This is a genomic window from Nocardia sp. NPDC052316 (assembly GCF_044547795.1).
Taxonomy (GTDB): Bacteria; Actinomycetota; Actinomycetes; order Mycobacteriales; family Mycobacteriaceae; genus Nocardia.
Genome location: NZ_JBIUBB010000005.1, coordinates 786682 through 809629 on the forward strand (window position 1 = coordinate 786682; position 22948 = coordinate 809629).

A 22948-nucleotide genomic window follows, 5' to 3' on the forward strand; every position below is an offset into this window, starting at 1 on the left:
TCCGCGGGTTCCGCCGTACTCACCTAATCAATGGTAGGTGTCGTTATCGGCTCGTTATACTATTCGGTGTCGGCACTCGGTCCGAGCAGCGCGACGAAGTCCCGGAACGCCGCGCCCATGTCGACCGACTCCGGGTCGAGCAACCACTGCGTCTGCAAACCATCCAGCACCGCGATCAGCAACGGCGCCACCTGCTCCGGCGTCCGCCCACCGGCCAGCCGCTCCCCGAACTCCGCCCGCAGTAGCTCGGCCAGCCGCACCCTGGCCTGCGCGTACCGCTCGATGAAATACTCCCGAGCCGGATGCCCGCCGGTCACGCTTTCCCCCGCCAACGCGGCGAACGTCTGCACCACACCCGGTCGCATCGCGTTGTACTCGACCAATTGCGCGAGATGCGACAACCGCCAGCTCTGTGACGGCCCCGCCAGGAACGCCGCGGTATCCCACCGATCCCGCTCTTCGAGCACCGCGACCAGCAGGTGCTCTTTGCTCGGAAAATAGTGCAGCAACCCGGGCTGGGTCAGCCCAACCCGCTCGGCGACCGCCCCGAGCGACGCGCCCCGATACCCCCGCTCCGCGATCACCTCGCGCGCGGCATCGAGGATCTGCACCCGGCGCCGATCCGCCTGCCCCGCCCGCCCACCGCGTTGTTCCTGCGTCACGGGTCGAGCGTAGTGGCGTGCGCTGGCGGACCAGCTCAGGTCGAGGGGCGCATCGTCGCCGAGACCCTACAGCCGTTCGAGGGCGGCGATGGCCGCCAGGAAGAGCTCGACATTGTCGTGCACGAACTCGTCGCGCGGGTAGGGCAGCGACTGCTGGATCCACGCGGTGCTGGTCTCGCCGAAACCACCGACCAAAAATCGTGCGGTGAGATCGATGGCAGGGTCGTCCGGCGGGCGGTCGGGCAGTAGTCCGTGCAGCAGCGCTCCGTAGGTACGCGAGACGTTCTCCGACCGCGCGAGCCGACGGGCCGCCACGGCCGGATGCCCATAAGCCTTGGTGGACAAGAGTTTTCCCTTGGCGGGCGCGCTCGAGAAGAAATCGACCAGCGCCTCGACCAACGCCGTGACCTGAGTGCGACGGCCCGGTGCCGCGGCCGCGACGGCCGCATCGACCGACGCCGCCATCTGGCGGAAGGCCAGCTCGAACGCCGCGACCACGAGGTCGTCGAGATCGGTGAAACTCTCGTAGACGAACCTGGTGGACAGTCCCGCCTGCTTCGCCACGGCCCGGATGGTCAGCCCGCCGGGACCGTCCAGCGCCAGCACCTCGAACGCCGCCTCCAGCAGCTGCTCGCGCCGGGTGGCGCGGCGCTGATCGGCGGTGACTCCGCCGTAGGTCCGTGCTTGCTTCGCCACCCCGTCATCTTGACACGGATGTTTCCTAAACCTAGCTTCAATCAGGAGACAGTTGATTCCTGATCGAGGAGTGCGGATGACCGGACTTGCCGAAGCGTCCGATCGCGGCCTGCGGGACGCGCCACGCGCCGCGGGCGGTGCGCTGTCCCCGCACGGTGACCACTGCTTCGGCTGCGGTCCGCGCAATCCGGCCGGCGTCGCGATGGCGTCCACGCTGGTGGACGGCCGCCTCACCGGCAGCTGCACCTTCGACCGAAAGCACCAGGGCGCACCGGGCCTGGCCCACGGCGGGGTGGTCGCCGCAGTGCTGGACGAGGCCTGCGGCAGCGTCCCGACCGGCACCGGGATTCCGGCTGTGACCGCGAAGATCACGGTGAACTACGTCAAACCCGCTCCGCTGTACCGCCCGATGACGGTGTCCGCGCACCTGGATCACCGCGAGGGCACGCGCAAACTGCACATCTACGCGCGGCTCGAACTCGACGGCGAACTCATCGCCGAGGCCGACGCGCTGTTCATCGTCGTCTCACCCGACCATTTCCGCGCGCACGGGGCCGAAGACGGCGAATTGCCGTTCCTCGGCGTGTGATTCAGCGGATACCGGGAGCGCCTGGTCCTAGGCAGATCACGATCGTGCACCCCGGCGCGGTATCCGCGAAGGGCGGCGTGAGGGGATAGTTCAAGCAGGACAACACATCACAGCCCGGATAGGCGTACGGTCCGGCGCCGAAGACAGCGAGCACGAAGTTCAGGTCGACGAACTGGCTCGGGTTCAGCCGCACCGGTGGCTCGACGTACGGACCGGGGTCGGGGATGGGCTGCGCATGGAACGCCGCGAACAGCTTGCGGAAGAACTCGTACGGCAACTCCGCGATGTTCTGGATGGTGCCGGTCAGTCCGTACCGGCTGACATTGCCGTAGAACCCGGTCCACACCACCGTCAGCCCTAGGCTCGGCATGACGAAGACATTCTGCAAGCCGAGCCCGGCCATCATGTAGGTGTCGGGCGGCAGGTTGGTTGCGGACTCCGCGCAGCCCGGCCCGAGCCAGAACAGATAGCCGTAGCATCGGTTGGCCTGCGAGGGTTGGCGTGCCTGCCGCAGATAACTGGCCGACACGATCTGCTGTGCGCCCCATCGCCCTTCGTTGCTGACCAGCAGACCCAGTTTGGCGAAGTCGTTCGGCGGAATCAGCAGATGGGCGTAGCCGTAAGTGTGCCCGGCCCGATCGCGCGCCCAGTAGTAGTCGCCGCGTTCGATGCCGAGCGGATCGAACAGTTCCCGTTGCGCGAATTGCTGCAGCGGTTCCCCGATCGCCAATTCGAGGACATAGCTGAGCAGGTCGACATTGCGCTGGCTATAGCTGAATACCGTGCCCGGCGGATTGTCCAACGGCACACCGAGTGCCTGCACCGCGCTGTTCGGATCGATCGGCACGACCGCGGTCGCGCCCTCGGTTAGAACGCCGACCTTCATTCCCGAGGTTTCGGTGAGCAGATTATGCACGGTGATCGACCGATGCTCGGCGTCACCGAGTCCGGGCGGCAGATACCGATCGATCGGTGCGGCGATATCGAGTTTGCCTTGATCCCAAGCCATCCCGGCGAGCAACGAGACCACACTCTTGGTGGCACTCCAGATATTCCACGCGACATCGCCGGTCTGCGCGTTCGTCGGCCCCTCGCCGATCAGGCAGTTGTGTCGGAATACCTGCACATTGATCCGGTTTCGGGTGGCGGCGAAAGCCAATGCGTCCGCGAGCCCCGCGCTGTCGATGCCGACCTGCTCGGGCCGCGCGCGGGCGAATTCGCGATCGGAGCGCACTTCGCAGGACACCGGGTCGGCGGCGGCCTGCGCACTCCCGGTGAAGACGTTGCCCGCCACCAGCGATAACGCAGCGAACCCGACCAGGAACCCACTGAATCGCCCCATGTGCACGAGGCTATCGCGCGAGGTGGCGGTGGACAGGTGAATGGCGTGTTGTGGTGCGCCGGGGTCAGTCGATGCCCGGGGCGCCCGGGCCGAGGCACACCAGGATCGCGCAGCCCGGCGCGGTGTCCCAAAAGGGCGGGGCCAGCGGGTAGTCCAGGCAGGAGAAGACGTTGCAGCCGGGATAGGTATCCGGTCCGATACCGAATACGGCGAGCAGGATGTTCGGATCGACGAACTGTCTCGGATCCAATTGCACCGGAGGTTCGACGAACGGACCCGGATCGGGCAGCGGTCGCTGCTGGAATGCGGCGAACAGTTTGCGGAAGAATTCATACGGTAGCTCGGCCTGGTTCTGCAAGGTGCCGGTCAGGCCCTTGCTGCTGCGATTGCCGAAGAATCCGGTCCAGACCACCGTGAGGTCCAGGCTGGGAATGCCGAAGACGTTCTGCATGCCGAGACCGTCCATCATGAACAGATCGGGCGGCACGTGGTAAAGGGTTGCCGCGCACTCGGGTCCGACCCAGAACAGATATCCGTAGCAGTCGTTGGGGGGCGAGGGCGTCAGCGCTTGCCGCAGATACCGCTCCGAGATGACTTGCTCGGTGCCCCAGCGTCCGTCGTTGCTGACCAGCAGCCCGAGTTTGGCGAAGTCGTTCGGCGGGATCATCAGATGGGCGTAGCCGTAGGTGTGCCCGGCTCGATCGCGCGCCCAGTAGTAGTCGTCGCGCTGGATGCCGAGTGGGTCGAACAGCTCGCGCTGCGCGAATTGTTGCAGCGGTTCGCCGACGGCCAGTTCGAGCACGTAGGTGAGCAGGTCGACATTGCGCTGGCTGTAGCTGAACTCCGTGCCCGGCGGATTCTCCAGCGGCATGCCCAGCGCCTGCACCGCACTGTTCGGATCGATCGGGACCACGCCGGTGATGCCCTCGGTGAGGGCGCCGATCTTCAGCCCCGAAGACTCGGTGAGCAGGTTCTGCACGGTGATCGAGCGGTGCTCGGTGTCGCCGAGCTCGGCGGGCAGGTAGCGGCCGATCGGTGCGGCGAGATCGAGCTTGCCCTGATCCCAGGCGATCCCGGCGACCAGCGAGACGACGCTCTTGGTGGAACTCCAGATGTTCCAGGCCACGTTGCCGGTCTGCGCGTTCGTCGGTCCCTCGCCGATCAGGCAGTTGTGCCGGAATACCTGCACATTCAGCCGGTTGCGGGTGCTGGCGAAGGCCAACGCCGCCGCGAGGCGTTCGCTGTCGAGGCCGACCTGCTCCGGCTTCGCCCGCGCGAACTCCCGCCCGGACTGCGGGGTGCAGCGCACCTCATCGGACGCGCGATGGGGTATCGCCTGCGCTTTGCCGGTGCACATATTGCCCGCGACCAGCGATAACGCAGCGAGCACGACGAGAAACCCACCGAATCGCCCCATGCGCACGAGGCTATCGCGGTCACCGGCGCAACCCCGGCCACCGAGCGGCGAGCCGGGCCGGAAATCACAAACGCCGCCAGGTCGCAAAACCTGGCGGCGCTGAGTCGCCGGACGCCACGCCAGCGTCACGACTCGAAGTCGACGTCCCACAAGCGCCTCTCGGCGGGTGGTCGCTCGTAGCGACAAAGGGGTGAGGCCCGGGGCTGTCCGGACGCCGACAGTGAGCATCAACGACCATCCGCCCGGATGTATTCCACGCGGTCGAATGTGATCTACGCCATGCCGGACCGGATCCTTTTCTTGACTAATTCCAGAAAAGGAGGAGTATCGGAGTCATGCACACCAACCACACCGACGCCGAGGCGCAGCTGCGCGCGGCCGGTCTGCGGGTCACCGCCCCGCGGGTCGCGGTGCTGGAGGCGGTCGCCGCCGCCCCGCATGCCGATGCGGATCGGGTGGCCGCCATCGTGCGGGAAGCGTTGGGTTCGGTGTCCACCCAGGCCGTCTACGACGTGTTGCGCGCCTGCGTGCACGCCGGCCTGCTGCGGCGCATCGAGCCCGCCGGTTCGCCCGCGCGGTACGAGGCCAGGACCGGGGACAACCATCACCACCTGGTGTGCCGAGACTGCGGCACGGTCGTCGACGTCGACTGTGTCGTGGGCGCAGCACCCTGCTTGGAACCCGATGACGCGCACGGGTTCTCGGTTGACGAGGCCGAGGTCGTCTTCTGGGGACTGTGCCCGACCTGCCGTTCGGTGTAGCGGCAGCCATTTTTGACCAGCCCGGGTCAGCCCACCCGGGACGTTGTTCACCAGCCGAGGAGGCTTCGACGATGACCAAGCCGACAACCACCAACACCGGAACGCCGGTGGAGAGCGACGACGAATCGCTCACCGCGGGCACTCAGGGCCCGATCCTGCTGCACGATCACTACCTCATCGAGAAGCTCGCGCAGTTCAACCGTGAGCGGGTGCCGGAGCGGATCGTGCACGCCAAGGGCGCGGGCGCCTACGGCGAGCTGGTGGTGACCAACGACGTCAGCCGCTACACCAAGGCCAAGCTGTTCCAGCCGGGTGCGCGGACCGAGTCGCTGGTCCGGTTCTCCACCGTCGCCGGTGAGCAGGGCAGCCCCGACACCTGGCGTGACCCTCGGGGTTTCGCGGTGAAGTTCTACACCGAGGACGGCAACTACGACCTCGTCGGCAACAACACCCCGGTCTTCTTCATCAAGGACCCGATCAAGTTCCCCGACTTCATCCGATCGCAGAAGCGCCTGCCCGGCAACGGACTTCGCGACCACAACATGCAGTGGGACTTCTGGACCCTGCGCCCGGAGACGGCGCACCAGGTGACCTGGCTGATGGGTGATCGCGGCATCCCGAAGACCTACCGGCACATGAACGGTTACGGTTCGCACACCTACCAGTGGATCAACGCGGCGGGCGAGCGCTTCTGGGTGAAGTACCACTTCAAGACCGATCAGGGCATCGACTACCTCACCCAGGCCGACGCGGACCGCATCGCCGGCGAGAACGCCGACTACCACCGCAAGGATCTGTGGGACGCGATCGAGCGCGGCGAGTTCCCGAGCTGGACGGTGCACGTGCAGGTGATGCCGGTGGCCGAGGCCGAGGGCTACCGGTTCAACCCGTTCGACCTGACCAAGGTGTGGTCGCACAAGGACTACCCGCTGATCGAGGTCGGCAAGTGGACGCTGAACCGTAACCCCGCCAACTACTTCGTCGACATCGAGCAGGCCGCCTTCGAACCCTCGAATGTGGTGCCCGGCATCGGCTTCTCGCCGGACAAGATGCTGCTCGGACGCGTCTTCGCCTACGCCGACGCGCACCGCTACCGGATCGGCACCAACTACGCGCAGCTGCCGCCGAACCTGCCGAGGGCCGCTGAGGTGAACTCCTACTCCAAGGAGGGCGCCATGCGGTACTTCTACAACGACGCGAGCGTGCCGGTGTACGCGCCCAACTCCTTCGGCGGCCCGCACGCCGATCCGGCGCTGGCACCCGACGGCGGACTGTGGGAGTTCGACCCGACCATGGTGCGGGCCGGCTACGTCCAGCATGCCGAGGACGGCGACTTCACCCAGGCGGGCACGCTGGTCCGCGAGGTACTCAACGATGATCAGCGCGACCGGCTGGTGAGCAATATCGTCGGGCACGTGCTCGGCGGTGTGCGGGAGCCGGTGCTGAGCCGCGTGTTCGAGTACTGGACGAACGTGGATCCCGACCTGGGTAAGCGCGTCGAGGAAGGTGTCCGCGCCGGGCTCGAGGGTGCGCCGACACCGGCGCCCTCGCAGGGCTGACCGACGCTGTTCCACAACAGGGCAGGTGCGCATCTCCAGCGGGCGCACCTGCCCTGTTCGTATGTGTGGAGTCGCCCCTGGGCTCGGCGCAACGTTCCATCAGGCGACGGCGCGCCGGGCTCGCAGTCCGGCGAAGCCGAGGATCAAGTCGGCGATAATCTCGAAAATTGCTGCGAACCAAGAGAATCCGGTGACCTTGGCGGCGGCGGGCGGATTGATGAAGCTGTCGCTGAACGGGCCGAACCAGTCCGGGAACAGATGTACCAGGATGAACCCGGCGGCGCTGACGAAGCCGATGGCCACGGCGGCGAGCGGGGCGCGGCGATGACCGGTGCACACCAGCACGATGGTGGCGAGCGCTAGGACGAATTGCACTGTGCCGAGCGCCATTACGGTGCTGGAAATGGTGTCCATCCCGCGTCGGAGGTGGTCGGCGCCGTGGGTGAGCAGCGCCACCGCGAACACGGCGGTGGCCCAACGTAATCGGGTGTGGGCGGGGTCGGTGCCGAGGTTCGGCGCGGCGGCGGTGGGGCGAGCCATGGTGACTCCCATCGGACGAGAGATGAATGCGAGCTCGACGCACCCCAACTCTACTACCGAATGTAGTAGACCTGGCCGGTTTCGGCCAGGTTGCCCCTCATGACTACAGCAGGCCCCACCAATAAAGCAGGCAGGCCAGTACCCAGACCACTGCGGTTTCCATCGTCGCTCCCACTCTCTTCGTCGCACTCACCTTTATCATCCGCCATTCGGGGCCGGGTGCTACAAGCTCGGCACATTCGCCGCCCAGATGGCCGTATCACCAGCGGTTTTCCGTCTGCAAGGTGTTCTTAAGTGCGTGCTAAGCCCGCCCGTGCATTGTTTGTGTCAACACCGCCACCCGGGGGTGGGAAACCCGGATGGGGAGCCGGGTGGGGGAGCCGGGTGGCGGTGTTGGATCCACCGCCGGGGGTGGGGAACGGGGCCCGACCTGTCTTCGAGGGGTTGACAGGTCGGGCCTCCGGGAGAGTGCTTGCCGGGCCGGTCTTCGAGGGGTGACCGGCCTGGTGGGCCACTCGGGTACCGGACACGTTTTCGCAGGCTCTTCCGGGAGCTGACCGGCAACGATCACCGTTGCCACTGCCGAAGGTAACCGCGGGCGCGCGGCAACGGTCCCGACTCGGAGGGGCAGCCGGACTGGTTTCGGAGGGTGATCGGCCCGGCGCCACCGAACTAGAACTCGTTCTAGACATAATCGTCTATCTGTCTTACCGTCACTACATGGTGATCGATGCGTATCGGACCGCTCCCGCCTTCGAGCTTCGCTCCGGCGCCACCTGGAAGTCGCCGTGGGGGATGTATGCCGCACTGCGCGAACAGGATCCGGTGCATCACGTGGTGCCGCCGACACGTCCCGAGCACGACTACTGGGTGCTCACCCGGCACGAGGACGTGTACGCGGCGGCCAGGGACAGCGAGACCTTCTCCTCGCGCGACGGGCTGACCGTGGAGTACGGCGAGCTCGAACAGATCGGGCTGGTCGACAACCCGCCGCTGGTGATGCAGGATCCGCCGGAGCACACCGACTTTCGCAAGCTCGTCGCCCGTGGGTTCACGCCGCGTCAGGTCACCGAGGTCGAACCGGTGGTGCGCGCCTTCGTTCGCGAACGCCTCGACCGGATCGCCGCGGACGGCGGCGGCGACATCGTCAAGCAGGTGTTCAAGCCGCTGCCGAGCATGGTGGTGGCCTACTACTTAGGGGTGCCCGCCGAGGATCGAGATCGGTTCGACGGGTGGACCGACGCGGTGGTCGCGGGCAGTACCGATCGCGCGAGCACCGAAGCCATGCCCGCTTCCATGGCGATGATGGCGTACTTCGCCGAACTCGTCCGGCGGCGTCGCACCGACCCCGGCACGGACACGGTATCGCTGCTCGTGCAGGCGGGCATGGCGGCGGACGCCGCGGACGTGCGTGGCCTGGTGCAGATTCTGGCCTACACCTGGACGATGGTCGCCGGCGGCAACGACACCACGACGGGGCTGCTCGGTGGTGCGGTGCAACTGCTGCATCAACATCCCGAGCAGCGTGCCGCGTTGGTCGCGGACAAGGGCCGGATCCGCACGGCCGTAGAGGAGTTCGCGAGGCTGACGGCACCGGTGCAGTGTCTGGCGCGCACGGTGACGCGCACGGTCGAGTTGGGCGGCAAGACGATTCCCGCGGGGCGCAAGGTTCTGCTGGTGTTCGGCTCGGCCAATCGGGACGAACGCGCCTTCGGCGCCGACGCGGCAGCGCTGGACATCGATCGGAATCCGCAGCGAATCCTCACCTTCGGGCACGGACCGCACCACTGCCTCGGTGCGGCCGCGGCTCGGATGCAGGCGCGGGTGGCGTTGGAGGAACTGCTCGATCGCTTCCCGAACTTCGCGGTGGATATCGACGCCGTCGAATACGCGCCGGGGCCTTACGTGCGCAGGCCGACCACCGTTGCGTTCCGGTGTCTCGGATGACGGGCGACTGGCTGGCGGACGGTCGCGCCGAGCTGGCGAGCGAGCGCATCCTGGACGCGGTCCGCGCGCTGTTCATCGACCGGGGGGTCAGCGGCGTCGGCATGGCCGAAGTCGCCGAGGCCGCAGGCTGTTCCAGGGCGACGCTCTATCGCTACTTCGACAACCGGCAGGCGCTCTACGTCGCCTTCGCCGGCCGCGAGGCCCGCCAGGTGGTCGAGCGGGTGTGGCGCGACCCGGCCGTCTCCGCCGCCACCGACCCCGGTGAGCGGCTGCTCGACGGTCTCACCGCGCTGCTCGCCGAGGTGCGTAAAACGCCGCATCTGGCCGTATGGTTCGCGCCCGCCAACACGGGAATCGTTGCGCAGCTGTCGAATTCGTCAGAGGTGGTGGACACCCTCGCCGCCGATTTCGTCAGCGGCTTCCGGCCGGATCTTCCCGCACCGGCGGCCCGCCGACTCGGCCGATGGTTCGTGCGCGTAATGGTGTCGCTGCTGACCTTGCCCGGTGCGACCGAAGATGACGAGCGCGCAATGCTTCGCAACTTCGCGCTGCCGTTCCTGCTCGACAAGCGAACGACGATCGATTAACGACCGCAGCTCGGGGAAGACTGCGGTCGTGACGATTTCGAACTACCGGCCGACGGTCTGCGTGGTGTAGTCGGGCAGTTCATAGGACTCGGCCTTGGCGAGCATCTTCAGCATGAGCGGCCGCAGCAGCTTCGTGGTCATCAGCTTGCTGAGGGTCTGACCCGCACGGATGCCGAAGCTGGTCTCGGGGGTCATGGCCTTCAGCCCGCCCGGCGGGAGTTCCTGTGCTTTCGCGATGAACGGGCGCAGCACTTCCTCGTAGCGGATCAGTGCTTGCGCGAGATCGTCGGTGTGCCGGGCGATTTCACCTGCGAGCACGTACGCCCCGATCAGTGCCATCGCGGTGCCGTTGCCCGTGAGGGGTGACCCGCAGTACCCGGCGTCGCCCAGCAGTACGACCCGGCCCTTCGACCAGGACGGCATATCGATCCTGGCCAGCTCGTCGAAGTAGAAGTCGGTGGCCTCGCCCAGCGCGCCCGCGATCCTGGCCGACTCCCAGCCGCCGCCCGCCAGCCGTTGCCGGATGAGGTCCTGTTGGGCCGCGACATCGCGGCGCAGTGCCGGATCGGCGTCGCAACGGATGGTGATCAGGGCCTTGGCGGTCGCCGGGTCGGCGTCGGGCCGCAGTCCGATGCTGGTCGCGCCGACCAGCGAGTGCATGGTGAACCAGTGGTGCTCCACGTCGTCGGGGGAGGGCAGCGTGAAGAAGGACATGTAACCGCCGAGATAGGTGGAGAACTGCTCTTCCGGGCCGAACACCAGGCGGCGGGTGCCGGAATGCAGGCCGTCGGCGCCGATGACGAGGTCGAAGCGCTGCCGCGCGCCGGAGGCGAAGGTGACCTCGACGCCGGCCTCGTCCTGTGCGATAGCGGTGATCCACTCGCTGTAGCGGTAGTCCACGCCGCCCGCCTCGGCCAGCGCGTCGAGCAGGACCTGGTTGAGATCGCCTCGGGTGATCTCGATTTCGGCGACCCCGCCCTTGCCTTCGAACAGTTCGGTGGGCATGCGTACCAGGTCGCGGCCCGCGGCATCCACGAACTTCAAGCCGCGCTCGTCGAGCTGGTACTTGCGGATGCCGGGCATCAGCCCCATCCGCTCCGCGACCGCACGGCTGGGGCCGCGTAGATCGACGGCTTGCCCACCCGGTCGCGGCGCCGCGGCGCGCTCCACCACGGTCGGCCGGATACCCGCCCGAAGCAGTTGCAGCGCAACGGCATTGCCGCCGATGCCGCCGCCGGCGATGAGGACGCGGGGCTGGGTGGTGGTGGCGCTCATGATCTGTTCCCTTGCTCGGCTCCGAATGTCTTGGACATATGTCTACCCGGTTCTTGCACAAATGTCTAGTACAAATGTTTAAGACCAATGTGCAGGCAAGGTCCGTCCGCAGCGAGGGGGCTGCTGGCCGATGCGGGTGTGCTACCTACGGGCGGTGTTCGAGGTACGCCTTCCAGCCGCCGAAGGAGGTGATGTCAGTGGCGTTGATTGCGGCCTCGTAAGTGCAGGTGAATCCGGTAACCGAACGGCCGTCGGACAATTCGACGCTGGCAAGCGCCATAGGGGCCGGAAGATCGGCGAGGAAACTGCCGAGTCCCGCCTCCGCGACGCGGAACAACTCACCGGCGATGGGGGCGCCGAGGCCGTCGCCGTATCGCACCAGACCAGGTTTCGGCGGCGTGGTGGCCAGGGCGGTCAGGCGGTATGCGTCGGTGGTGTGGATTTCGCCTGCGAAGCGGGCACCGATTTGTTCGAGCTGCCAGTGCAAGGGCTGGCCACGCAGGTGCGCGCCGAAAACGGCCAGCTCGACACCGCGCTCGACCAGCAGCGGTGTGGACTCGGCGCCGAGCAGGCGAGCGGCGAGATCGACGCCGACCTGATCGGCGAAGGCGGGCGTCGCCAGCATGACGCCGAAAGGCGCACCATCGGTGGTGGGCTGGCCGGGGATCGCGATCGCCGCCAGGTCGAGCAGGTTGCCGAAGTTGGTGTAGGTACCCAATCGCCTGTTGATGCCTATCGGATCCGCCTGTACCGCAGCAATACTCGGATGCTCGGTGGTCGTCGGCAGCAAGAGCGCGTCGAAGTCGTCGAGTAGTACGGCCGCTGCCGCCCGGGCTCGGGCCAGGGCGTCGAGATCGGCGGCGAACTCGGGACCCGTTGTCTTACCGGCTGCTTCGATGATGGCGGCCACCGTGGGGTCGGCGCCTGCGGGCGCCGTAGCCAGGAAAGCGCCGACCGAGGCATGCCGCTCGGCGACGATCGCGCCGTCGTAGAGCAGCAGTGCGGCGTCGAGCAGACCGGAGATGTCGATCTCGTCGAGCTTCGCGCCTGCTGCCGCAACGGCAGCGGTGGTTCGTGCGAAAGCATCCCGGTAGGGCGCGCTCAACGCGGCGAGGTCCGCGGCACGGGGGATCGCTATGCGCGAGGCCTGCGGTGCCGCCAACCGGACATCGGGGGGCCAGGCGCGGCTGCGCGGATCACGCGGTTCCGGTCCGGACATGATCGCGGCGGCCGTCACCGCGTCGGCGAGGTCGGTGGTGAATACGGTGACCGCGTCGTAGTCCGCACAGGCGGGCACGACACCATGGTTCGGGATGATGCCCAAAGTGGTTTTGAGACCGATGATTCCGTGCAGCGCCGCGGGAATCCGCCCCGAACCCGCTGTGTCGGTGCCGATTCCGATATCGGCGATGCCGAGCGCCACCGCCGCCGCCGAGCCGGAGCTGGAACCGCCGGATATCAGCGTGGGATCGTGTGCGTTGCGCACGGCGCCGTACGGACTGCGGGTGCCGACCAAACCGGTGGCGAACTGGTCGAGGTTGGTCTTGCCGAGCACGATCGCACCCGCCGCGGTCAACCGTTCGATCGCGGAAGCGGTGACGGCGGCGGTGTAGGCGAACTCCGGGCACGCCGCGGTGGTCGGCAACCCGGCGACGTCGATATTGTCCTTGACCGCCAGCAGCATCCCGGCCAGCGCGAGCGACGCACCCGCGGCGAGTCGCTGCTCCACCGCCGCCGCGTCGGCGGCGACCTCGTGTTCCGGCCGCAAGGTGATCCACACTTCGGGCCGATCCACCTCGGCGATCCGCCGATACGCGGTCCGCACCCGCTCGGTGGGTGTTGCGCTGATACCTAGGCTGTCGGCAGACATTGGTCTACTCCGATCACTGCTGAACGGTTCGCAGTTCTACCTTGGCACTTGCCCGACCGGTAGCTGCGAATTACGGCATCTTCCGGTGGGCGTTATTCGGCGGCCATCGCGGCGATGGCGCGGGTGACCCGCTCGAGCACGACATCGAGGGATTCGCCGATATGAGCGTGCAGCAGCCGGTAGGCGAGGGAAAGATCCTCGGCCAGTACGGCTTCCAGGATGCCGAGGTGTTCGGCGATGGTGGTCTCGATGCGGTTGTTGACCATGAAGTCGTACATGCGGACGTGCCTGATCCGCGAGTTCACCGCGCGCAGCGCCCGCACCATTTCGGCGTTGCCCGCCGCGGTGAGCAAGGTGACGTGGAATTCCTCGTCGCGCACCACGAAACCCGGTTCCTGCGCGGGCGGGTCGGCGCGCAAGGCTAGCCAGTCGGCGCGCTCCACCTCCAGCAGTGCGCGGTCGTGGGCCACCGCCGGATTGGTCATCGCGCGTTGAATCCCGCCTAGCTCCAGGGTGATTCGCAGTTCGTAGAGGTCGCGGATCAGCGGTACGCTCGGGCGTACCGGGCTGAAACCGTAGTCTTCGCGTTGTAGCAGTCCGTCGGAGCACAGCACCGTCAACGCTTCCCGGATCGGCGTGCGGGAGATCCCGAAGCGCGCCGACAGCTTCGGTTCGGTGAGTCGTTCGCCGAACTTGATGTCGCCGTTCATCAACTCCCGGCGCAGCGCCGTGTACACCACCTCGCGCAGTGGGCGGCCCGCGGCGTCTTCCAGTGTGGCCAACCGTGTCGACATGGGTGTATACGCTATGGACCTCGCGTTTCGGTGACGTGACGACAGGTTAGCGGGGCGTAAGGGCCTGCTCACCGCGCGCTGAATAGTCTCGTCGCGGCGTCGTGTTCACCTGTGGTGTGACGTGGTTTACAGGGTGTTCGTTTGTCCAGGTCAGTGCTGGCCTGACACCCTGGGTAGGTGTCTCAGCCTGAAAAGTCGGGTACGACCGAAAGCTCCGCGACACCCGCATACCGCCTGCTCTCCCTCGATCACGAGACGGCGCTCGAGCACGCCGAAGCTCGGCTGCGCGAAGAGTTCGCCACCATGTTCGACCTCGCCACCATCCACCGCTATCTGCATTCGTCGTACGACGAATTCGCTTCGCGTGCAACGGTAAAGCGCTACCTGACGTTGCTCGCCGAACGCTTCGGCAGGCAGCGACTGCAGGCCTTGGCCAAGATCGAGGGCAAGGTCGCCCGCCCGCGCCCCACCGTGCTGTTCCTCTGCACGCACAACGCGGGCCGCTCCCAGATGGCCCTCGGCTTCTTCGCCCACCTCGCCAAGGGCCGCGCCGTCGCCTGGTCCGGCGGCTCCGACCCCGGCCAGGCCCTCAACCCCGCGGCGGTGGCCGCCATGGCCGAAATAGGCGTCGACATCGCCGACGAATACCCCAAACCCTGGACCGACGAGATCATCCGCGCCGCCGACGTCATCGTCACCATGGGCTGCGGCGACACCTGCCCCCTTGTCCCCGGCCCCCGCTACGAGGAATGGTTCATCGACGATCCCGCCGGCCTCCCCCTCCACCAGATCCGCCCCATCCGCAACACCATCCGCACCCGCGTAGAACACCTACTCACCGACCTCGGTGTCACCGTTTAGGGTTTCACCAACTCAGCCCTGAGTCCAGGGTAGGGATCCACTATCCGCCGCGGAACCTCCTCGCGGAGAACGGATCTGAGCTCCAAGAGATGTGTACCCGCCACGTAATGCCTGCCCCGGGTCGCACCACGTGCGGCAAGAAGCCCGAGATCGGTCAGCGCCTTGAGGTCGCGCGAGGCGGTTCTTTCATCGATCTGAGCGCGGGTGAGGTAGCCGTGGCGGGTCATCGACGTGCCGCCATGCTGATACGGGTGTTTTGTGCGCGGGCTCGATCGAATCGTGCGGAGGGCGGGGTCCAGGAATGTGGGCAGCAATTCGTCAGCGAAATCGAGTGTGTGGTCGAGTGGGGGTCCAAATCTGGTGACGGTTTACGTGGAGTTGCTCGGGACGGAAAAGGGCTGACCATAGTGGTGGATTCACTCGGCCGAACCCGTGTTGTGTCAGTGCGCAACGGAGGGTCGGCCTCGGGAATGGAGTGACGAAATGTACCGAAAGGTGCGGGAGCGGTGTGCGGTAAAGCTGTGATTCGATCTTGGTTCGCAGTGGGAAGGTGTCCTCGAACGGTTTTCAACACTGGGTGACCTCGCCGAATATCCGATTACCGCCGCGTGGGTAGATCGTGTAGTCGGTCAATACTCTTGGTAAATATCGGGAACGGGGGGACACTTTAGGCAGTCAGTGTTCGTAGCGAGAACGGGGGGCTGATGAGGATCCAGCCGCGGCAGCAGCTTTTGGAAGTGTGGCGGTCGTTGCTTTCCGCTTGCTACGACAAAGGGGTGTGGCATTGGGGTGGGCGCGATGGGGCGAACTCGATCAGCGATACCGAGCAGTTGCTTTGTTTGTTGTATCCGGCCACCGAGATCCAGGCATTCGCACTGGATCAACCCGACGATATGTCCGACGACATTCGCTCGGTGCTTATTCCGCTCGGCGAGGAAACGCGGATCGGCGGCGCGCTGGTCGGCGTGCTCGAGGACTATTTCACCCGCTACACCGCGCCCGACGGGGAGCCGATCTTCGCCGCGGGTAGTTATCTGCGCACGACCGATGAGCGCGAACCGAGCGCCGAGCAGTACGGCCTGGAGGTGGTCGACGCGTACTCGATGTCGCTCACCCTGTGTATCGCTTCGCTGCGCTTCCTCCGGGTTTTCCAGCGGTTCGTGGACAAGGAGGTGCGGCGCGAGGCCAGGGAACTCTCGGCGCGCATCCGGGTACTGATGCCGCGGGTCAGCGCCCGGTTGACCGCCGCGATGACGGGTTTGGTGCGCAGCTTCGTCGTGCACACCCCGAGCCCGAAATCCGAGCAGGGACAAGCGATCCTGGGCATGCTCAACCAGATCGGCGCGCCGGAGGACACGGTGATCGCGGGTATCGCGCGCCGGCTCGACCGGGTCCGCGTGCAGATGGCCAACGACGTGAAACTGGGGCAGACCCCCGACATCGATCTCGAGGACGACCTGCTGCTGTTCGAGTGCGGCTGGAGCTGGGGCATCGATCAGAAGGCCTCGCCGATCGACTTCGTCTCGGGCCGGATCGGCGACCAACCCGGCTACGCGGTCTCGCGCCCCGACTTGTACTTCACCATCGTCGCGCTCGACGGCATCGACGATCTGACCTGGCGCCGCACCCGGGAAATGGACCTGCTCAACGACGAACAACGCCAGCTCGCGGACGCACTGGAGCTGCGCTGGGATCTGACCCAGCGCTACTGGTCCACCGCCGCGCGCTACGGACCCGGCCGTTGGCCGCTGGAGGACATCCCGTGGCGCACCTCGGATGGCGAGGAGTCCGACTACTACACCCTCGCCGTCGCGACCATGGTGCTGAAGGACTTCGCCAACCGGCAGACCACCGAGGAACTACCCGAGCTGGTGGCCGTTTTCGACCAGCTCGCCAGGCGCGGCCGCATCATCAGCAGGCTCACCGCGGGCGATCCGGCCGCCGCGCTGCACTACCCCGGCGTGCGGATGGCCCTGCCGGGCAGCGAGGGTATCGGTGGCGGTCCGCCACTGGTGTGGGTGGTGCCGGACTTCGCGACGCTGTTGCTGAAACGCTCACTGCAGGCCTGGCAGTTGTCCGGCGACGTGGCCATGCGCGACCGGTTGATGTCGCTGGCCGAACTCACCATGGACCACCTCGGCAGGCGCCAGATCACCACCGGCCCGGCGGCCGGACTCTGGGACGACGCCGAGCGGGTGGCGGGTAGCCAGCGACCCGGTCTGGCCAGAACGGCGGTCGAGCCTGAGCCCGAAGATGCTGCGGTGCAACCATCCTGGTACCTGACCGAACGCATCGTCGAATGCCTGGTCTCGGCCGATCGCAATTTCCGGGAGCCACCGCTGGCCATGCGGTCGATGATCACCCGCGCTGTGGAGATGCGCAGTGAGGCCGAGCATCTGCTCAACCAGGAAATGCTGGAGGTCGGCGATCCGGACGTCTCGCAGGCCATGCTCTCGCGGATCGAGCAGCAGCTCGACGAGGCGCGGCGGCTGTCCAACGAGCAGCCGGCGACCGCGTTCATCCTGGCCGGGCAGGCGCTGCAGCAGTTGTACGAGTTGGCCTACGCGCGACGCGATGCGACGAGGGCCTGACCCATGCTGGTGTTCTCGACCTCGGACAAGGGTGGCACCGGTCGCTCGGTGACCAGCTGCAACCTCGCGTATCGACTGTGTACGAGCGGTCGCAATGTCGCCTACGTCGACTTCGATTTCGGGTCACCGACCGCGGGTGCGTTGTTCGAAATCAGTGCGGTGGAACGGGGCACGCCGCACGAGAACGGCGTGCACTCGTATCTGCTGGGGGAGACGGGTGTTGCCGCCAGGATCGACGTGCGCACGGCCTCGGACCGGCCCGCGTTGCGCCGGTTGGGTCCTCGGGCGGGCAAGCTGCTGCTGTTACCCGGTGACGAGGGCGGGGCCGAATTCCTCACGGCCGACGACGCGGTCGTCGCGCGGTGCGCGGAACTGCTGCTCGCGTTGGAGCAGGAGTTCAAGGTGGTGCTGGTCGATCTGAGCGCGGGCCGCTCGGTCGCGCTGGAGTTGGTGTTGAAGGCCACCGCGCTGCCGCAGCTGCGTTCGTTCACCGCCCGCTGGTTGATCTTTCACCGGTGGACCCGCCAGCACATTCTGGCCGCGAGCGGGCTGGTGCACGGGCCGCACGGATTGAAGCAGACGGGCAAGGAGTGCGGGCACGATCCGGTGGAGCTGCTGGAGTCGGTGCGCTACGTGCGCACCGCCGTGCCCGCGCCGACTTTGCCCGGCTCGGTGGACCGCAGACCCGCGCAGACGGCCTGGTTGATGGAGCAGAACGCCGCGCTCAAGCGGCTGGCGTCGGCGAATCAGCTCGGCGCGAGCGCGCTGCTCGGCGAGACGCCGATGGAGCCGGTATTGCAGTGGCGTGAGCAGGTGATCATGGATATGGACGTGGACGCGAAGATCGCCAATCCCGCCACCACGGCGGCGTACGCCGACCTGGCCAGGCGCCTGCTCGACGCCGCGACCTGGGAGAGGTTCTGATCCGCCGTGAGGGACGCCGTGGGGTACAGCGAAGAGACCGAACGGGCGCGGATCGATGAGGTGCCGCTGTCGCATCTGTCGATCGAGGTCGGCCACTTCTACATGAACGAGATCGCCAATGACATGGATCAGGTGGTCCGCGAGTTCCGCAGAATCGTGCCGCTGGTCGAGGCCTTCATCGCCTCGGCCAGGGTGCAGTTCGGCCCGCGGGCGCGAGTGAGTACCTGCTATCTGATCGACGACTACTTCCAGCCGGATACCGATCCGCGGGAGATCCTCGGCAAGCTGCTCACCGCCGCGGACGAAACCGATTTGCGCATCGACTATTTGGCGCGCGAGTCCGGCTGCTGGGAGGCGGATCCGTTCGTCGACGGGGTGCCGTTGGACGAGCCGATCCGGCTGGCCGAGATGGTCGCGGCGCGAATCGTCGCCGAGCCGGAGATCTCGTCCTCGACCGGACGCCGCCCGCCGACCGCCGAATCCGGCTGGCTCTGCAACGGGCGGCGGTCGTCGCTGGACGAACCGGCGCAGGCCATGCGGGTGCAGCCGTATCGGCCGCCGGAGGAGTTCGGCAGGCGCGAGCACTCGATCTTCCTTGACGTGCAGTTGTGGAGCAAGCGACCGGAGGTGGTCAACGGGCACAACGAGATTCACACCAAATGGTCGTGCGCGTTCCTCGCCTCGGTGTGGCATCTGCTGCGGCTCGGTATGCTGCGCTACAACGGCGCGGCGGTCGTGGTGCCGCAGCCGTGGCGGGCGGGGGACGGCTGGCCGGGCCGGTGGCGCGAGATTCCCGCTGTGGTGCAGCTGAATCCGGACGCCGCCCCGTTCGCGGCCTACAAGGCGCTGTCGATGTTGCCGAAACGCTATCTGGCCATCGAACATTCGGTACGGCTCATCCTCGACCACATCGACCTGGACGGTGATGTGGTCGATCAGATCATCAGGTGCGGCACCTACGACGAGGTGCCGGTGACGGTGTCGCGCAAGGTCACCGAACGCCTATCCCACCTATTACTCGACGGATCCTGAGTGATGGGGCCGTCGACAACTCCGTTGATCGCCCTCGGCGAGGTGCGCACCTGCCTGGTTCCCGCGTCCGCCACCCTGCATCGTGCCGAAGCAGGCGAGTTGCTCGCCCTGGTCCCCGGGCGGCGGGTGCTGTGGCGGCAACGGCCGTGCACGCTCGCCGTTTCGCCGACCACGCCGGTCGGGGTGGACTGCAAGCTGCTACTGCCCGACGCCGACCCGGTTCGGGTGGTCGGCACGGTCGCGGGCCGCGCGGTGGTGACGGGCGGGCGGGTGCTGCAGAGTTCGGTACGCACCCAGGTGATCCGGGCGGCGGAGCGGCGGCGCCAGACCTGGTCGCACTACCTGAGCCGGGTCGGCGTGACCGACGTGATCGACCGGCTCGGCGACCGGGAGACCGCCTGCGACGCACTGGCCGACGGCTACCTGAACGGCCGCCCCTCGCCGGACACCCTCGACCTGGCCTCGATCAGCGAACGCCTGCTCGCCCGGTTACGCGCCGACCCGAGGCTGGACCAGCAGGCACCACTGCAAGCGGCGACCACCCGGCTGCGCTGGACGGCGAAGGTTGGCGGCTCGGCGGGGCCGAAGGTGCGCCTGCGGCTGGACGACGACTCGGTGCGCTCGGCCTGGATCATCGTCCGGAGCGAGACGGATCTGGATGCGGCACAGCGGTTCTGCGAGGATCTGGCGGCGCACGACTGGTTACTGACGGTCGGTGACACCGCGATCGAGGAGGCCGATCGTTTTCCCTCGTCCAGCCGGGACCAGATGGAGATCCTGGCCGCGGTGCTGGAGCACCTGGCGCACCTGTGGATGCCTGGCGCGCACACCCCGCCCGCCCTGCGCAGTCTGTGGAAGGATCTGCAATCCGATCCAGGTTTCTCTCGCCAGTGGACGGCGCTGATCGGGCAGGTGCGGGATCGGCTGCGAGTGGCCCAGTGGAACAACCTTTCCCGGCGTATTCAGGTGAGCAGCCCCGAGTGGTGATGGCGCACAGGCGCATTCGCAAGAGTCGACTGCAACCAACCGTCGAATGCCGTTGCAACACAGCCTTATAGACGGAACCAGCGGCGAACCAGTAGCGCGAAGAACACGGACAGCGACACCGTGCCCACCCAGGACTCGGTGGCCAGCAGCGCCCGCCCGCCGTCGGCCAGCGTGCTGGTATCCCCGAGCCCCATGGGATTCAGATAACTGGTCATGCTGAGATACAGCGTGTCACCGAGCGGTTCCCGACTCACCAGCAGCAGCGCGACACTGAACACGGCCAGCTGCACCGCGATCCAGCCGAGCAGCCGGAACGGCTTGTATCCGTAGCCGCACAGCAGATCCGACAGCAGCGAACCCACGCGCGGCAAGCCGCGTGGCTTGGTCTGGCACCGCGCCCGCGCCTGCTGCAGTCCGCACCGGTCCACCGCGTCCATGTCCTCGTTCAGCCGGTGCAGGGTGGCCGCCCGGCCGAAGGACAGGACGGCGTGCGCGGGCAGGCCGAGCGGGCGCAGCTGGGCGCCGAGTCGCTCGTATACCTGGGCGAGCAGCGTGTTCTGGGTATGGCTCAGCCGCAGCGGTCCGCGGAACTCGACCTCGGCGGCGAGCAGCGCGGCGATCACGTTCACCACGCCGCGTCCGTCCTCGTCCGGTGCGACCGTGGTGTCGGGGACGTCGGTGTAGAGATGCGCGAACACCAGGCTGTCGCCGCGCCGCCACGGGCTCGGCGGATGGTACCTGCCGAGTACCGCTTCGACGTCGGCATTGAGCCCGTCCAGTAGCGCGTATTCGCCGGGCGCGCTGTTGCGATAGGTCTCGTCGGCGTATTTCGCTGCCCGGCGCAGGATTCGAGTCGTGGTCGATTCGACGAACTCCGAACGCGGTTCCTGCTCGGTCATTCAGCTCCCCCGGGGCTCGGGCACCCGCCTGGAAGCGCCTGATCCAGATTACCGAGTTCGCGGGAGTTTCTGGAGCCCCTGATCAGGCGTTGGTCAGCTTGTACTCCAGCACGTCGCGCGGCTCGCCTGCGCCGAAGTAGCGCTCTTCATGGTGCCCGGTCCATTGAAAGCCGATGCGGCGGTAGAGGTTGTATGCCGACTGGTTGGTCGGGCGCACGGTGATGAGCACACTGCGCATCTTCTGCCTGCGGCACAGCTTGATCGCCTCGGTCAGCAGGGTCGACCCGTAGCCGCGTCCGCAGCTTTCCTCGGTGACGGCGAGGCTGAGCAGCCACGCGCGGCGATCAGGCAGCAGGGCCACCAGCACATGGCCGAGGACGACGCCGTCGACCTCGACGATCAGCCAGTTGGCGCCGTGCAGATCGAAGAGTTGGCGCAGCGCGAAGTACGGGTAGGACTGATCGCCGAAGCGTTCGGTCTCGATCGCGGCGACGCCGTCCAGATCGGACAGCGCGGCAATCCGATACACGGGCGTCGGTGACGTCGTCGCGATATTCGTCGTCGCGATGTCCAATGTGCTCCCTTGCGCGGTAACACGGGTCATAAACCACAGCGTAGGCGTTTGCTCGGCCGGTCGAGGCGAACCCGGCTCGCGCGATCCGCATCGAAGTAGTTTAGGCCTCCCCGCGCCGCACCGCCGCGTCATCCTGCGATCGTGCTACTTCCCATCGTACGTGCATTCCAATTGCCGCACATTTGCGAATAATTTGCCTTCGCCGCGGGTCAGCTCTCCGCCATTCCGGCGCCGACCCGAATGTGCTGCGCCGTCACCGCTGCGGCGTCGTCGCCCGCCAGTATGGCCACCACGTCGGTGATCTCGGTCGCCGTGCCGAGTCGATCGAGCACGCCCGATCCCGGTGCGTAGCTCGGCTCGTGCTCGCTCTTGGCCTGGTCGTCGCTGTTGTCCCCGGCGCCCGCCTGCGCGGCCGAGCTGACGGCGTTGACGGTGATGTGCCGCGCCGCGAAGTCGGTGGCGAGTAGGCGGGTGAACTCCGCGATGGCCCCGGCGGCGGCGTTGTCGAGGGCGTTGCCCGGCGCGGTGGCCGCGGCGACGGTGATGATGCGCCCGCCGTCGGCGAGGTGCGCTGCGGCGAGCCGCATCCCGTGCACGAGGGCTTTGGCCGGAGCCGCGAAACCGAGTTCGAACTCCTCCTCGGAGAGCTCCCGCAGCGGTGTGGTGAGGGCTGTGGACGCGGTGTGCACCAGCAAGTCCCAGTGTCCGCAGTCCTCGAGCAGGACCTGGATCAGCTCTTCGTACTCGGCGCGATCGGCGAGGTCGGCCGCCAGAGCGAGCGCCGAACCGTCGGCCGCGGTGATCTCCTTCACCACGTCGGCGGCCGATTCCGGGCTGTGCGGATGCTGGATCACCACCTGCGCCCCCTGCCTGGCGAGGGTACCTGCGATAGCCCTGCCGATCCCGGCGTCCGCACCGGTGATCAGGGCCGTCTTTCCGGCGAGCGGGCCGGTCGCGTTCATGACTTCGCCTTTCCGTTGTGCGGAAACCGCCACCGCGGAGACACATTCGCCGCTGGGTGACCGGCAGAGCCAGTATGCA

The 22948-nt window shown here is 67.1% G+C and carries 21 protein-coding genes; 10 read left to right on the forward strand and 11 right to left on the reverse strand.

All coding sequences use genetic code 11. The features are described from left to right. Positions 1 to 59: 59 nt before the first annotated feature. The gene (locus ACIHA7_RS27150; RefSeq protein WP_397293739.1) at positions 60 to 662 is read right to left on the reverse strand and encodes a TetR/AcrR family transcriptional regulator; all 603 of its coding nucleotides are present in this window, start codon (positions 660 to 662) and stop codon (positions 60 to 62) included. Positions 663 to 728: 66 nt separating this feature from the next. Further along, positions 729 to 1358 carry a TetR/AcrR family transcriptional regulator gene (locus tag ACIHA7_RS27155; protein WP_397293740.1) on the reverse strand — a complete coding sequence of 210 codons (630 nt, stop codon included), beginning with the start codon at positions 1356 to 1358 and terminating at the stop codon, positions 729 to 731. A gap of 76 nt (positions 1359 to 1434) precedes the next feature. On the opposite strand from ACIHA7_RS27155, the gene ACIHA7_RS27160 reads away from it, so the two are divergent. After that, complete coding sequence (locus ACIHA7_RS27160) at positions 1435 to 1947, forward strand: PaaI family thioesterase (RefSeq protein WP_397293741.1); 513 nt, start codon at positions 1435 to 1437, stop codon at positions 1945 to 1947. A 1-nt stretch (position 1948) separates the two neighbouring features. Here ACIHA7_RS27160 and ACIHA7_RS27165 read toward each other — a convergent pair whose 3' ends face one another. Both ACIHA7_RS27165 and ACIHA7_RS27170 read right to left on the reverse strand, forming a co-directional pair. Continuing rightward, positions 1949 to 3289, reverse strand: a complete 1341-nt coding sequence (locus tag ACIHA7_RS27165) for a serine hydrolase domain-containing protein (RefSeq protein WP_397293742.1) — start codon at positions 3287 to 3289, stop codon at positions 1949 to 1951. Between the two features lie 64 nt (positions 3290 to 3353). Continuing rightward, positions 3354 to 4706, reverse strand: a complete 1353-nt coding sequence (locus ACIHA7_RS27170) for a serine hydrolase domain-containing protein (RefSeq protein ID WP_397293743.1) — start codon at positions 4704 to 4706, stop codon at positions 3354 to 3356. A 335-nt stretch (positions 4707 to 5041) separates the two neighbouring features. Here ACIHA7_RS27170 and ACIHA7_RS27175 point away from each other — a divergent pair, with 335 nt between their 5' ends. Together ACIHA7_RS27175 and ACIHA7_RS27180 are read left to right on the forward strand one after the other, a co-directional pair. Beyond that, entirely contained in the window at positions 5042 to 5467 is a 426-nt protein-coding gene (locus ACIHA7_RS27175) for a Fur family transcriptional regulator (RefSeq protein ID WP_397293744.1), read from the forward strand. 71 nt (positions 5468 to 5538) lie between these two features. Next, entirely contained in the window at positions 5539 to 7026 is a 1488-nt protein-coding gene (locus tag ACIHA7_RS27180; RefSeq protein WP_397293745.1) for a catalase, read from the forward strand. Between the two features lie 99 nt (positions 7027 to 7125). Here ACIHA7_RS27180 and ACIHA7_RS27185 read toward each other — a convergent pair whose 3' ends face one another. Further along, positions 7126 to 7566, reverse strand: coding sequence for a hypothetical protein (locus ACIHA7_RS27185; protein WP_397293746.1), 441 nt, complete (start codon positions 7564 to 7566; stop codon positions 7126 to 7128). A 720-nt stretch (positions 7567 to 8286) separates the two neighbouring features. Between ACIHA7_RS27185 and ACIHA7_RS27190 the strand changes: the two genes are divergently transcribed. Beyond that, positions 8287 to 9513: a cytochrome P450 gene (locus ACIHA7_RS27190; protein WP_397293747.1), complete on the forward strand. Its 1227-nt coding sequence runs from the start codon at positions 8287 to 8289 to the stop codon at positions 9511 to 9513. Further along, a complete protein-coding gene (locus ACIHA7_RS27195) occupies positions 9510 to 10100 on the forward strand; it encodes a TetR/AcrR family transcriptional regulator (RefSeq protein ID WP_397293748.1) in 591 nt (196 codons plus the stop codon). The genes ACIHA7_RS27190 and ACIHA7_RS27195 overlap by 4 nt, the downstream gene beginning before the upstream one ends. Before the next feature lie 42 nt (positions 10101 to 10142). On the opposite strand, the gene ACIHA7_RS27200 is transcribed toward ACIHA7_RS27195, so the two are convergent. The 3 genes from ACIHA7_RS27200 to ACIHA7_RS27210 all read right to left on the reverse strand — a co-directional run bounded on the left by ACIHA7_RS27200 (position 10143) and on the right by ACIHA7_RS27210 (position 14039). Further along, positions 10143 to 11375: an FAD-dependent monooxygenase gene (locus ACIHA7_RS27200; protein ID WP_397293749.1), complete on the reverse strand. Its 1233-nt coding sequence runs from the start codon at positions 11373 to 11375 to the stop codon at positions 10143 to 10145. A 145-nt stretch (positions 11376 to 11520) separates the two neighbouring features. Continuing rightward, positions 11521 to 13245: an allophanate hydrolase gene (gene atzF / locus ACIHA7_RS27205; protein ID WP_397293750.1), complete on the reverse strand. Its 1725-nt coding sequence runs from the start codon at positions 13243 to 13245 to the stop codon at positions 11521 to 11523. 92 nt (positions 13246 to 13337) lie between these two features. Further along, complete coding sequence (locus ACIHA7_RS27210; protein ID WP_397293751.1) at positions 13338 to 14039, reverse strand: GntR family transcriptional regulator; 702 nt, start codon at positions 14037 to 14039, stop codon at positions 13338 to 13340. Positions 14040 to 14216: 177 nt separating this feature from the next. Here ACIHA7_RS27210 and ACIHA7_RS27215 point away from each other — a divergent pair, with 177 nt between their 5' ends. The 5 genes from ACIHA7_RS27215 (at position 14217) to ACIHA7_RS27235 (ending at position 20434) form a co-directional block, all read left to right on the forward strand. Continuing rightward, the gene (locus ACIHA7_RS27215; RefSeq protein ID WP_397293752.1) at positions 14217 to 14900 is read left to right on the forward strand and encodes an arsenate reductase ArsC; all 684 of its coding nucleotides are present in this window, start codon (positions 14217 to 14219) and stop codon (positions 14898 to 14900) included. Positions 14901 to 15604: 704 nt separating this feature from the next. Continuing rightward, a complete protein-coding gene (locus ACIHA7_RS27220) occupies positions 15605 to 17491 on the forward strand; it encodes an SCO2524 family protein (RefSeq protein WP_397293753.1) in 1887 nt (628 codons plus the stop codon). Positions 17492 to 17494: 3 nt separating this feature from the next. Next, complete coding sequence (locus ACIHA7_RS27225) at positions 17495 to 18415, forward strand: SCO2523 family variant P-loop protein (RefSeq protein WP_397293754.1); 921 nt, start codon at positions 17495 to 17497, stop codon at positions 18413 to 18415. Positions 18416 to 18421: 6 nt separating this feature from the next. Further along, positions 18422 to 19447, forward strand: coding sequence for an SCO2522 family protein (locus tag ACIHA7_RS27230; RefSeq protein WP_397293755.1), 1026 nt, complete (start codon positions 18422 to 18424; stop codon positions 19445 to 19447). Positions 19448 to 19450: 3 nt separating this feature from the next. Further along, positions 19451 to 20434: an SCO2521 family protein gene (locus ACIHA7_RS27235; RefSeq protein WP_397293756.1), complete on the forward strand. Its 984-nt coding sequence runs from the start codon at positions 19451 to 19453 to the stop codon at positions 20432 to 20434. Between the two features lie 65 nt (positions 20435 to 20499). On the opposite strand, the gene ACIHA7_RS27240 is transcribed toward ACIHA7_RS27235, so the two are convergent. From ACIHA7_RS27240 to ACIHA7_RS27250, 3 genes are all read right to left on the reverse strand, one after another. Then, positions 20500 to 21333 carry a hypothetical protein gene (locus tag ACIHA7_RS27240; protein ID WP_397293757.1) on the reverse strand — a complete coding sequence of 278 codons (834 nt, stop codon included), beginning with the start codon at positions 21331 to 21333 and terminating at the stop codon, positions 20500 to 20502. Between the two features lie 82 nt (positions 21334 to 21415). Further along, the gene (locus ACIHA7_RS27245) at positions 21416 to 21937 is read right to left on the reverse strand and encodes a GNAT family N-acetyltransferase (RefSeq protein WP_397293758.1); all 522 of its coding nucleotides are present in this window, start codon (positions 21935 to 21937) and stop codon (positions 21416 to 21418) included. A 179-nt stretch (positions 21938 to 22116) separates the two neighbouring features. Further along, the gene (locus ACIHA7_RS27250) at positions 22117 to 22869 is read right to left on the reverse strand and encodes an SDR family oxidoreductase (protein ID WP_397293759.1); all 753 of its coding nucleotides are present in this window, start codon (positions 22867 to 22869) and stop codon (positions 22117 to 22119) included. Positions 22870 to 22948: the final 79 nt, after the last annotated feature.